The 12,556-nt window shown below is 51.0% G+C and carries 10 protein-coding genes; 1 reads left to right on the top strand and 9 read right to left on the bottom strand.

What is annotated here, in order from left to right; translation table 11 throughout:
* Positions 1-32: 32 nt before the first annotated feature.
* A complete protein-coding gene (locus tag M975_RS16370) occupies positions 33-1,034 on the top strand; it encodes a luciferase-like monooxygenase (RefSeq protein ID WP_064560978.1) in 1,002 nt (333 codons plus the stop codon).
* A 44-nt stretch (positions 1,035-1,078) separates the two neighbouring features.
* Here M975_RS16370 and mtr read toward each other — a convergent pair whose 3' ends face one another.
* From mtr to infB, 9 genes are all read right to left on the bottom strand, one after another.
* Positions 1,079-2,323 (bottom strand): tryptophan permease, encoded by a 1,245-nt coding sequence (mtr, locus tag M975_RS16375; RefSeq protein ID WP_064560979.1) that lies wholly within the window; start codon positions 2,321-2,323, stop codon positions 1,079-1,081.
* Between the two features lie 158 nt (positions 2,324-2,481).
* A complete protein-coding gene (locus tag M975_RS16380; protein WP_064560980.1) occupies positions 2,482-4,473 on the bottom strand; it encodes a DEAD/DEAH family ATP-dependent RNA helicase in 1,992 nt (663 codons plus the stop codon).
* Complete coding sequence (gene yrbN, locus M975_RS23020; RefSeq protein WP_110510645.1) at positions 4,466-4,543, bottom strand: protein YrbN; 78 nt, start codon at positions 4,541-4,543, stop codon at positions 4,466-4,468. Before yrbN ends, M975_RS16380 begins: the two co-directional genes overlap by 8 nt.
* Positions 4,544-4,653: 110 nt before the next feature.
* A complete protein-coding gene (nlpI, locus tag M975_RS16385) occupies positions 4,654-5,538 on the bottom strand; it encodes a lipoprotein NlpI (protein ID WP_064560981.1) in 885 nt (294 codons plus the stop codon).
* 117 nt (positions 5,539-5,655) lie between these two features.
* The gene (gene pnp, locus M975_RS16390; RefSeq protein ID WP_064560982.1) at positions 5,656-7,785 is read right to left on the bottom strand and encodes a polyribonucleotide nucleotidyltransferase; all 2,130 of its coding nucleotides are present in this window, start codon (positions 7,783-7,785) and stop codon (positions 5,656-5,658) included.
* A gap of 245 nt (positions 7,786-8,030) precedes the next feature.
* Complete coding sequence (gene rpsO / locus M975_RS16400; RefSeq protein WP_002434239.1) at positions 8,031-8,300, bottom strand: 30S ribosomal protein S15; 270 nt, start codon at positions 8,298-8,300, stop codon at positions 8,031-8,033.
* A gap of 153 nt (positions 8,301-8,453) precedes the next feature.
* A complete protein-coding gene (gene truB, locus M975_RS16405) occupies positions 8,454-9,398 on the bottom strand; it encodes a tRNA pseudouridine(55) synthase TruB (protein ID WP_064560984.1) in 945 nt (314 codons plus the stop codon).
* The gene (gene rbfA / locus M975_RS16410; protein WP_034459684.1) at positions 9,398-9,802 is read right to left on the bottom strand and encodes a 30S ribosome-binding factor RbfA; all 405 of its coding nucleotides are present in this window, start codon (positions 9,800-9,802) and stop codon (positions 9,398-9,400) included. Before rbfA ends, truB begins: the two co-directional genes overlap by 1 nt.
* A gap of 68 nt (positions 9,803-9,870) precedes the next feature.
* Entirely contained in the window at positions 9,871-12,555 is a 2,685-nt protein-coding gene (gene infB / locus M975_RS16415) for a translation initiation factor IF-2 (protein WP_064560985.1), read from the bottom strand.
* Position 12,556 lies beyond the last annotated feature (1 nt).

Genomic DNA, 12,556 nt, shown 5'->3' on the forward strand with positions numbered 1-12,556 from the left:
AAGACAATCATCACTAAACAGAGTGAGCCGTTATGTCTCAAACTCCTTTTTCACTACTCGATCTAGCCCCTATTCCACAAGGCTCTCAGCCTCGTGATGCGTTTCATCGTTCCTTAGATTTAGCTCGCCTGGCCGAGAAGCGTGGCTATCACCGCTACTGGCTGGCAGAGCACCACAATATGACCGGCATCGCGAGTGCTGCGACGTCCGTGTTGATTGGCTATCTGGCGGCGAATACCGAAACGTTGCGCCTCGGTTCCGGTGGCGTGATGTTGCCGAACCACTCACCTCTCGTGATTGCCGAGCAGTTTGGCACCCTGGAGACACTTTACCCCGGGCGTATTGACTTAGGATTAGGTCGCGCGCCGGGAAGCGATCAGCGCACAATGATGGCATTACGCCGTCATATGAGTGGCGACATCGACAATTTCCCGCGTGATGTGAGTGAACTGGTGTCATGGTTTGATGCGACAGACCCTAACCCGGCAGTGCGCCCCGTACCTGGCTACAACAGCAAAATCCCTGTCTGGTTGCTGGGCTCAAGCCTGTATAGCGCTCAACTTGCAGCACAATTCGGGCTGCCATTTGCTTTCGCCTCGCACTTTGCACCCGATATGTTGTTCCAGGCGCTGCAACTTTATCGCGCCCAGTTCAAACCGTCTGCTCGCCTGCAAAAACCCTATGCAATGGTGTGTATTAATATCATCGCAGCCGACAGCAACCGCGATGCAGAATTCCTGTTCACTTCGATGCAGCAAGCCTTTACGAAATTACGTCGTGGTGAAACCGGCCAGTTGCCACCACCAATCGAAAATATGGACAGCTTCTGGAGCCCGGCTGAAAAATATGGCGTGCAGCAAGCATTAAGCATGTCGCTGGTGGGAGATATTGCGAAAGTCCGCCACGGGTTAATTTCGTTGCTGCGGGAAACCCAGGCCGATGAAATTATGGTTAACGGGCAGATTTTTGATACTGAAGCGCGGATGCATTCGTTTGATTTAGCGATGGATGTGCACGAGAGCCTGAAGGACTAACTTCCCCTCTCCCTGGGGATAGGGAGAGGGTGAAGATCGAGCATTCAATGATAAACCGGCAGTAAATCGAAGCTCGAAAGAATATGAATCGCGGCGTTCGTGACACCGAAGAGAAGAATCAGCGCGATCATTTTATTCCCGCCCCACACCCGGTAAGTCGGGCTGCCAAATTTCTTGCGTGAGGCTTTTGCCAGAAGCGCCGGAACGATAGCGGCCCAAATAGTCGCTGCCAGCCCTGCATAACCAATCGCGTAAATAAATCCGTCAGGCCAGATAACCCCACCCAACATCGGTGGGATAAATGTCACCAGGGCGGTTTTCAAACGGCCAACAGGTGAGTCATCAAATTTAAACAGGTCGGCCAGATAATCGAATAGACCTAATGTCACGCCCAGGAATGAACTGGCAACAGCGAAGTTGGAGAAAACGATCAACAGTAAATCCAGGGTGCGACTGTTCAGTACACCACTCAATGCACCGACCAACACATCAATATTCCCGCCTTTATCAGCAATAGCAATAAAGTCGCTGCGCGGAATATTTCCCATGCTGCCAACTAACCAAATAGCGTACAGCACCAGTGCCATCAGCGTTCCCCAGACAAGGCATCGCTTAATGGTCTGTGGATCTTTGCCGTAATATTTCATCAGGCTTGGTACGTTACCGTGGTAGCCAAACGAGGCCAGGCAAAATGGCAACGTCATAAACAGATACGGCAAATAGCTTGGGTTGATGGCTTTGCTATCGAGAAGTGTTGCGGGTTCGACATGCCACATCAGGCCGCCAAACGTCATAAAGAAAGTCAGGATTTTCGCGCCAAGCACGATGGTCGTCATGCGGCTGACTGCGCGGGTACTAAGCCAGACGATAAAGGCGACCACCAGGGCAAATATCAACCCGGCGAACCTTGCGGGGAAATCGACAGACATTTTGCCAAGCGTGTGGTGAATCACCGAGCCGCTTGCCGAAATATAGGCGTAGGTCAGGATATACAGCACAAAAGCGATAGAGAGGCCGTTAATCAGATTCCAACCTTTCCCCAGCAAATCTTTCGTGACCGTGTCAAAACTTGAGCCGACACGGTAGTTGAGGTTGGCTTCCAGAATCATCAAACCGGAATGCAGCATACAAAACCAGGTCACGACCAATGCAGCTAAAGACCAGAAAAACCAGGCACCCGACATCACCACCGGCAGGGAAAACATTCCCGCCCCAATAATGGTGCCGCCAATAATCATAATGCCGCCGAAGATAGACGGCGAGGCCTGGGTGGTCGATAAGGTTGCCATACGAATTCCTGAAACAATGAACGGCTGTCGAAGCGACAGGTTTACTGCGCTACATTGTACCAGTACATGAGTACAATTTGGATAAAAAAAATCCCGGTTGTATTAACCAGGATTTTTATCACTGCCTGCTGGTAAACAGCAGGCATAAACTTCTGTGATTATGCTTCTGTGGTACGACGACGAGCAGGAGCTGCACCGTCTTCACGACGTGGGCCACGACCGCCTTCACGACGTTCGCCGCTGAAGCTACGTGGTGCACCAGCACCTGCTGGGCCATCACGACGTGGACCGCGACCGCCTTCACGACGCTCACCACCACCGAAACCACGGCCAGCACCTGCTGCTGCACCGCCGCCACGACGTTCGCCGCCACGGTCAGTACGAGGCTGAGCATCACCCATCAACTGCATATTCATTGGTTTGTTCAGAATACGAGTACGGGTAAAGTGCTGCAGGATTTCGCCCGGCATGCCTTTTGGCAGTTCGATAGTAGAGTGAGTACCGAACAGTTTGATGTTACCGATGTAACGGCTGCTGATATCACCTTCGTTAGCGATAGCGCCAACGATATGACGAACTTCAACACCATCATCACGGCCAACTTCAATACGGTACAGTTCCATATCGCCAACATCACGACGTTCGCGACGTGGTGCATCGCCATCACGCTGTGGACGATCTGAACGCTCTGGACGGTCACCGCGTGGTGCACGTTCTGGACGATCGCCACGTGGAGCACGGTCTGAACGCTCGAAACGCTCATCACGTTCACGGAATTCACGACGTGGACGCATTGGTGCATCTGGTGGCAGGATCAGAGGACGTTCGCCCTGTGCCATCTTCAGCAGTGCTGCTGCCAGCGTTTCCATATCCAGCGCTTCTTCAGATTCAGCAGATGGCTGAATTTTTGCAAGCAGACCACGGTACAGATCCAGATCGCTGCTATCCAGTTGTTGCTGAACTTTAGCTGCAAACTTAGCCAGACGACGCTCACTCAGCAGATCGCGGTTTGGCAGTTCAACTTCAGGAATAGTCAGCTTCATGGTGCGTTCGATGTTGCGCAGCAGACGACGCTCGCGGTTCTCAACGAACAGCAAAGCACGGCCAGCACGACCAGCACGGCCGGTACGGCCGATACGGTGAACGTAAGACTCAGAGTCCATCGGGATGTCGTAGTTAACAACCAGGCTGATACGCTCAACGTCCAGGCCACGAGCTGCAACGTCGGTTGCAATCAGGATGTCCAGACGACCGTCTTTCAGACGCTCCAGGGTTTGCTCACGCAGTGCCTGGTTCATGTCACCATTCAGTGCAGCACTGTTATAGCCGCTCTGTTCCAGCGCTTCAGCCACTTCCAGAGTTGCGTTTTTGGTACGTACGAAAATGATCGCCGCATCAAAATCTTCAGACTCGAGGAAACGAACCAGTGCTTCGTTCTTACGCATACCGTGCACAGTCCAGTAGCTCTGGCTGATGTCCGGGCGAGTAGTCACGCTAGATTGAATGCGCACTTCCTGCGGATCTTTCATGAAGCGACGAGTAATACGACGAATCGCTTCTGGCATAGTTGCAGAGAACAGAGCGGTCTGGTGACCTTCTGGGATCTGCGCCATGATGGTTTCAACGTCTTCGATGAAGCCCATACGCAACATTTCATCAGCTTCGTCCAGTACCAGACCTTTCAGGCTGGACAGGTTCAGCGTGCCGCGTTTTAAGTGATCAAGCAGGCGGCCTGGGGTACCAACAACAATTTGTGGTCCCTGACGCAGGGCGCGCAGCTGCACGTCATAACGCTGGCCACCGTAAAGGGCAACAACGTTTACGCCATGCATATGTTTAGAGAAATCCGTCATGGCTTCAGCAACCTGAACCGCCAGTTCGCGGGTCGGTGCCAGCACCAGGATTTGTGGTGCTTTCAGCTCTGGATCAAGGTTGTGCAGCAGCGGTAAAGAGAACGCTGCAGTTTTGCCGCTACCAGTCTGGGCCATACCCAGTACATCGCGGCCAGCCAACAGCTGTGGGATACACTCTGCCTGGATTGGAGATGGTTTTTCGTAACCCAGATCGTTCAGGGCTTTAAGGATGGAGTCGTTAAGACCCAGATCAGAAAAAGTAGTTTCGATAGTAGTAGTCTCGATGATGTCAGTCATGTAGTACACGTGCCTCGTAGATGGCGGCCAGTCTACATAACTCATCGTGAAATTGACCTGCAATTTTCATTGAAAAGTGTGAACCGGCTCAAATTTGGTTGATTAACGAACAAAAACGCCCTCACCCGTTAAGGTGATGACTTTAATAAAAAAGTTTATGGGCTGATCGATGTTCGTCAGCTATTGCTGGTCCGATTCTGCCAGGTCATCTTGCTCCTGGCCCAAGAGCGCTAATTCCAACAATGCATAACGATGCTCAACGTAGTTGTGTACGTTGTTAGCGACCGCTAACTTGAACAGTGCCGTGGCGCTGTCCTTTTCCCCCAGACTTAGGTAATACTTACCTAAATAGAAGTTGGTTTCACTGAGATGCTCAGCGAGCGAGGTGTTATCCGTTGCGTCCGCCTCGAGGCGTTCCATTAACGTTTTTTCGTTAATGTTCCCCAGGTAGAACTCGACAATGTTCCATCCCCATTGTTCTTTGTCCGATTTATCGAGGCGCTGTTGTAACGCCACTTTAGCCTGCTTTGCATCTAAATTGCTTTCAGCAATGTAGAGCCACAGACTACGGAAAGGATCATTGGGATCGTCTTGATAAAACGCTAGCAGATCATCTTGCGCCAAACGATAACGACCACCGTAGTAGAGGGCGATACCGCGATTTAAATGCGCATAGTTGTAAGTTGGATCAAGCTCAAGTACAGAATCAAACGCTTCATAGGCAGCATCAAAATTGCCTGCCTGCGTTAAATATATACCTAAGTAATTGAATACTTCAGGCATATCGGGGCGGATTGCCAACGCTTGTGAAAAATCATTTCGCGCCAGAGCCCGCAAGCCAAGGCTATCATACAACACTCCGCGCTCATATAAAAGCTGCGCGCGTTCATCATCGGTTAAAGCCCGGCTAGCAAGTATCTGCTCCATGCGTGCAAGAATGACTTCTTGCTGCAAAGTCGGCTGCAATGGCACCGCCAGGACTTCACTTTCACGCCAGGCAGAATTGCTGCATCCGGCCAGTGTGAGAGCTGTCGCAACGAAACACCAGCGCAAAAAAGGCTTCATTTCCCACTCCCGAAGACAACATATGGTTGACGTCCTGTCCGCCGGCTCTAAAACGAGACTCCCTGCCCCGTAATAAATAGCTCTCCATGTCGCCATGGAGAGCTTAAACGGTATCGCTTACTCAGCTTCTGGTGCAGCAGGTGCTGCGCTTTCTGCTGGAGACTGCTCAGTTGCTTCTTTGATGCTCAGACGTACACGGCCCTGGCGATCAACTTCCAGTACTTTAACTGGAACTTCTTGACCCATTTGCAGGTAGTCAGTCACTTTCTCTACGCGCTTGTCAGCGATTTGAGAAATGTGCACCAGACCTTCTTTGCCGCCGCCAATTGCAACGAATGCACCGAAATCTACGATACGAGTAACTTTACCCTGGTAGATACGGCCAACTTCGATTTCAGCAGTGATCTCTTCGATACGACGAATAGCAAATTTCGCTTTCTCGCCATCGGTCGCTGCGATTTTCACGGTGCCGTCATCTTCGATTTCGATAGTTGTACCGGTTTCTTCGGTCAGCGCACGAATCACAGAACCACCCTTACCGATCACGTCTTTGATCTTGTCTGGGTTGATTTTGATGGTGTGAATACGTGGAGCGAACTGAGAGATATCGCCACGCGGAGCGTTGATAGCCTGTTCCATTACACCAAGGATATGCAGACGCGCACCTTTAGCCTGGTTCAGAGCCACCTGCATGATTTCGCGGGTGATACCTTCGATTTTGATATCCATCTGCAGTGCAGAGATACCTTCACGGCTACCAGCAACTTTAAAGTCCATGTCGCCCAGGTGATCTTCGTCACCCAGAATGTCAGACAGAACAACAAAGTTCTCGCCTTCTTTAACCAGACCCATCGCAATACCGGCTACAGCGGCTTTGATTGGCACGCCTGCATCCATCAGTGCCAGAGAAGCACCACATACGGAAGCCATGGAAGAAGAACCGTTAGATTCAGTGATTTCAGACACTACACGCACGGTGTACGGGAAGCGGTCAGCTTCTGGCATAACAGCCAGTACGCCACGCTTAGCCAGACGACCATGACCAATCTCACGACGCTTCGGTGAACCGACCATGCCGGTTTCGCCTACGGAGTACGGAGGGAAGTTGTAGTGGAACAGGAAGTTGTCGGTACGTTCGCCCATCAACTCATCCAGGTTCTGTGCGTCACGTGCGGTACCCAGAGTTGCTGTAACCAGCGCCTGAGTTTCACCACGGGTGAACAGTGCAGAACCGTGAGTACGTGGCAGAACGCCAGTACGCACATCCAGACCACGGATCATGTCTTTTTCGCGACCATCGATACGCAGTTCGCCAGCCAGAATACGGCTACGAACAACATTTTTCTCGATAGCGTGCAGGATGTCGCTAACTTCGCCAGCATCAATTGAATCGTCTTCAGCTGACAGTGCAGCGATAACGTCAGATTTGATAACGCCGACTTGTGCGTAACGCTCTTGCTTGTCAGTAATACGGTAAGCATCGCTCAGGCGGGATTCAGCAAGTGCAGCAACGCGCGCATTCAGCACTTCGTTAGCGGCTTCTGGCTGCCAGTCCCAACGTGGTTTGCCAGCTTCAGCAACCAGGGAGTTGATGTTCTGGATAACAACTTGTTGTTGTTCGTGGCCAAATACTACCGCGCCCAGCATCTGGTCTTCGCTCAGCAGTTCAGCCTCGGATTCAACCATCAGCACAGCACCTTCGGTACCGGCAACAACCAGATCCAGCTTGCTGGTTTTCAGTTCGTCAGCAGTTGGGTTCAGCACGTACTGGTCATTGATATAGCCCACGCGAGCAGAACCAATTGGACCATTGAATGGAATACCAGACAGGCTCAGAGCGGCAGAAGCACCGATCATTGCAACGATGTCAGGGTGAACTTGTGGGTTCACGGAAACAACGGTCGCGATAACCTGAACTTCATTCACGAAACCTTCCGGGAACAGCGGACGCACTGGGCGGTCAATCAGACGCGCGATCAGTGTTTCGCCTTCGCTTGGACGGCCTTCACGACGGAAGAAGCTACCTGGGATACGACCAGCAGCGTAAGTACGCTCCTGATAGTTAACAGTCAGTGGGAAGAAATCCTGACCCGCTTTCGCTTTTTTCTGACCGACTACGGTCACGAATACAGCGGTGTCGTCCATGCTTACCATTACTGCTGCGGTAGCCTGGCGAGCCATCATACCGGTCTCTATTGTGACCGTATGCTGACCGTATTGAAATTTACGGACAATCGGAGTTAGCAAAATAATATCCTTAATAATCTTTGGTAGCAGGTGATTGCACTTGCTCCATTTAACCCGATCTCTATCGCATCCTCGCGACTAATGACAACCCTGACCCGCCCTTGCGGATAAAGCCTCTCATTAGCCGCGCGAACCTCTGCAACAAAGATCACACCCTGCAACAATACATTAGTTTCCATAGAATTGCTGCCATATGGTTGAAAAAAGGGGCCTTAAAAGGCCCCTTTTTCTGAAACTCGCAAGACTTAGCGACGCAGACCCAGACGCTCGATCAGGCTGGTGTAACGTGCTACATCTTTACGCTTCAGGTAGTCGAGCAGTTTACGACGCTGAGAAACCATACGCAGCAGACCACGACGGCTGTGGTGATCTTTTTTGTGTTCTGCAAAGTGACCTTGCAGGTGGTTAATCTGTGCAGTCAGCAGTGCAACCTGAACTTCGGTAGAACCGCTGTCGTTAGTACCACGACCAAACTCAGAAACGATTTTAGCTTTAGCTTCAACGCTTAGAGACATTTTAAACTCCAAAATTATAGATAAAAAGATAGAGTGCCGATCTCTAATTCAGCAACTCCAGTGCACTTTCACAACAATGTTAAACAAGGGTATGAAAGTTAAGCTGCTCCATTTTACCTGTAGCCACCTCTTATCGCAAGGCAACTCCAGGTGTCAGAGCGGATACTCAACGACCAGACGACGAGGCGCAACGCGTCCATCATCATCAATTTCGGCCATGCCGATAAATTTGCCTTCATCACCTTCGGTGACGCGAACTAGCCCTTCTGCTGGGCTGCCCGAGACTTGCACCGGCTGCCCATTCTTGAAGTAACCCGCAACAGCAGGTAATAAATTCACGATGGGGAAGTCCGAAGCAGGACTGTCCATTGGCATCAATAACGGGTCTAACAACACGGATGGCTCAATTTCTTGCGCTTGTGCTTGCTCAACCAATGCATGCAATTGCTCAAGCGTTACCATGCGTTCGACAGGATACTTGCTCACTGCAAGGCGACGCAGGAAAGTCACATGGGCACCACAACCGAGTTTCTCACCTAAATCATCAGTGATGGTCCGGATGTACGTTCCCTTAGAACAGTGAATTTCCAACTCAAGTTCATTGCCTTCATGGCGAATAAACAGAAGTTCGTAAACCGTGATAGACCTCGCTTCACGCGGCACTTCGATACCCTGGCGCGCATACTCATAAAGTGGCTTGCCTTGATATTTCAGTGCGGAGTACATCGATGGAACTTGCTGTGTTTCACCACGAAAGCTATCTAACGCTTGCGCCAGCTCTTGTTCGGTAAAGGTTACCGGACGCTCCTGAACGACTGTGCCATCAGCATCAGATGTATCAGTGCGCTGCCCAAGGCGGGCAATAACACGGTAACGCTTGTCGGAATCGAGCAGATAACGCGAGAATTTTGTCGCTTCTCCGAGGCAAATCGGCAGCATTCCGGTTGCAAGCGGGTCAAGCGCTCCGGTATGACCGGCACGGTTAGCGTTATAAATACGCTTCACTTTCTGCAACGCGTCGTTCGAAGATAAACCCTGAGGTTTATCTAACAACAGTACTCCGTGGATATCACGACCACGACGACGAGGACGACTCATTAATCCTCCTTGCTGTCATCCGTATCGTTTACACGGCGCTCATCATCGTTTCTGATGACGTTAGAAACCAGATTCGACATGCGCATACCTTCAACCAACGAGTTATCGTAGAAGAAAGTCAGTTCAGGCACGATACGCAGGCGCATTGCTTTGCCCAGCAAAGAACGAATGTAGCCAGAAGCATCCTGTAAAACCTTGATGCCTTCTTTCACTGCTTGTTCGTCTTTATCGTTCAGGAAGGTTACAAACACTTTGGCATAAGCCAGATCGCGTGACACTTCGACACCAGAAACGGTGGTCATCATACCCAGACGCGGGTCTTTAATTTCGCGCTGCAGGATGATTGCGATTTCTTTCTGCAATTCCTGGGAAACACGCTGTGGGCGACCAAATTCTTTCGCCATAATAAATTCTCCATAAAATCAGGGGGCGCTCGGCCCCCTAAAGATATTAGCTATGTACCCGGCTGATATCAGGCGATGGTACGTTGGATTTCGATGATTTCGAATACTTCGATCACATCACCAACACGCACATCGTTGTAGTTCTTCACGCCGATACCACATTCCATACCGTTACGAACTTCGTTGGCGTCATCTTTGAAGCGGCGCAGGGATTCCAGCTCGCCTTCATAGATAACAACGTTGTCGCGCAGAACACGGATTGGGTTGTGACGTTTGACCACACCCTCGGTAACCATACAACCTGCGATTGCGCCAAATTTAGGTGATTTGAACACGTCGCGAACTTCGGCCAGGCCGAGGATCTGTTGTTTCAGTTCCGGAGACAGCATGCCGCTCATTGCTGCTTTAACTTCGTCAATCAGATGGTAGATGACGGAGTAGTAACGCAGATCCAGGCTTTCTGACTCGATAACGCGGCGTGCAGATGCATCAGCACGAACGTTGAAGCCAACCAGAATAGCGTTAGAAGCTGCAGCAAGCGTAGCGTCAGTCTCAGTGATACCACCAACACCGGAACCGATGATTTTAACTTTAACTTCATCAGTAGACAGTTTCAGCAGGGAATCGCTGATCGCTTCAACAGAACCCTGAACGTCAGCTTTCAGCACAACGTTAACTTCAGACACTTCGCCTTCGGTCATGTTGGCGAACATGTTTTCAAGTTTAGATTTCTGCTGGCGAGCCAGTTTAACTTCGCGGAATTTACCCTGACGATACAGAGCAACTTCACGAGCTTTTTTCTCGTCACGAACAACTGTTACTTCATCACCCGCTGCCGGAACACCGGACAGACCAAGGATTTCAACAGGAATAGACGGACCTGCTTCAGTCACTTCACGACCCATTTCGTCACGCATTGCACGAACACGGCCATATTCGAAGCCACAAAGAACGATATCGCCTTTGTTCAGAGAACCTTCGCGAACCAGAACAGTTGCTACCGGACCACGACCTTTATCCAGGAAGGATTCGATAACCACACCGCTTGCCATGCCATCACGCATTGCTTTCAGTTCGAGAACTTCAGCTTGCAGCAGGATTGCGTCCAGCAGTTCGTCAATACCAGTACCTGCTTTAGCAGATACGTGGATGAACTGGCTTTCACCGCCCCACTCTTCAGGCATGATGCCGTACTGAGACAGTTCCTGCTTAACGCGGTCTGGATCAGCTTCTGGCTTATCGATTTTGTTCACTGCAACCACTACCGGCACCTGCGCCGCTTTCGCGTGCTGGATAGCTTCGATAGTTTGTGGCATCACGCCATCGTCTGCAGCAACAACCAGAACAACGATATCCGTTGCCTGAGCACCACGAGCACGCATAGACGTAAACGCTGCGTGTCCCGGGGTATCCAGGAAGGTAACCATACCGTTATCAGTTTCTACATGGTATGCACCGATGTGCTGGGTAATGCCACCCGCTTCGCCAGACGCTACTTTAGTAGAACGAATGTAGTCGAGCAGGGAAGTTTTACCGTGGTCAACGTGACCCATGATGGTAACAACTGGAGCACGTGACTCAGCAACTGCGTCAGTGTCACGGTCGCTCATCAGCGCTTCTTCCAGCTCGTTTTCACGACGCAGGATAACTTTGTGGCCCATCTCTTCGGCAACCAGCTGTGCGGTTTCCTGGTCGATGACCTGGTTAATGGTTGCCATTGCGCCCAGTTTCATCATCGCTTTGATGACCTGAGAGCCTTTAACAGCCATTTTGTTAGCCAGTTCTGCAACAGTCACTGTTTCGCCGATAACGACATCACGGTTAACTGCCTGCACAGGCTTGTTGAAGCCTTGCTGCAAAGAACTTGGTTTACGCTTACCTTTACCACCACGAACTGCAGCACGCGCTTCTTCACGGTCAGCTTTAGACTCGCCGTGTTTGCCGCCTTTCTTCTGGCGTGGTGCTTTAGTTGTCGCAGTACGAGCACGAGTACGGCCAGCTTCAACTTCGCGGTCGTTTTCGTCTTCAGCCTGGCGAGCGTGTTGAGAAGTGGTTACATGGTAATCAGATTTGTCGTCTTCCACTTTCTCTTCTTCCGTCCAAACACCTGCGTTAGCTTCAGCCATTTTACGGGCCTCTTCAGCTACACGGCGGGCGTCTTCTTCTAATTTGCGACGGGCTTCTTCTTCAGCTTTGCGCTTCAGCTCAGCAGCTTCAGCTTCACGGCGGGCTTTATCGGCCTGGGCGCTTTTGGTCATATCGTCTTGTTGATTGCTCACTTTGTCTTTTTCCGCAGCTTCACGTTTCGCTTTATCAGCGGCTTCACGCTTAGCTTTATCTTCAGCTTCACGTTTAGCTTTTTCTTGCGCCTCACGTTTGGCAGCTTCCTGCGCCTCACGTTGGGCTTGCTCTTCCGCTTCACGCTGCGCCTGTTCTTCCGCGGCAAGACGTTCGGTCTCTTGCGGATCACGTTTCACAAAGGTGCGCTTCTTGCGGACTTCGATTTGTACCGATTTACTTTTCCCACCGGTACCTGGAATGTTTAAAGTACTGCGCGTTTTGCGCTGTAATGTCAACTTATCTGGCGCAGAACCGTGTTCACGATTCAGGTGCGCCAGTAATGTCTGTTTTTCCTGGGCCGAGACAGAATCATCAGCAGCCTTAGGGATCCCTGCATCAGCAAATTGCTGTACCAGGCGGTCCACGGAGGTCTGAATCTCTGCGGCCAGCGCTTTTACGGTTACATCTGTCATG

The sequence above is a fragment of the Buttiauxella brennerae ATCC 51605 genome (genome assembly GCF_001654925.1).
In the GTDB taxonomy this organism is placed as follows: Bacteria; Pseudomonadota; Gammaproteobacteria; order Enterobacterales; family Enterobacteriaceae; genus Buttiauxella; species Buttiauxella brennerae.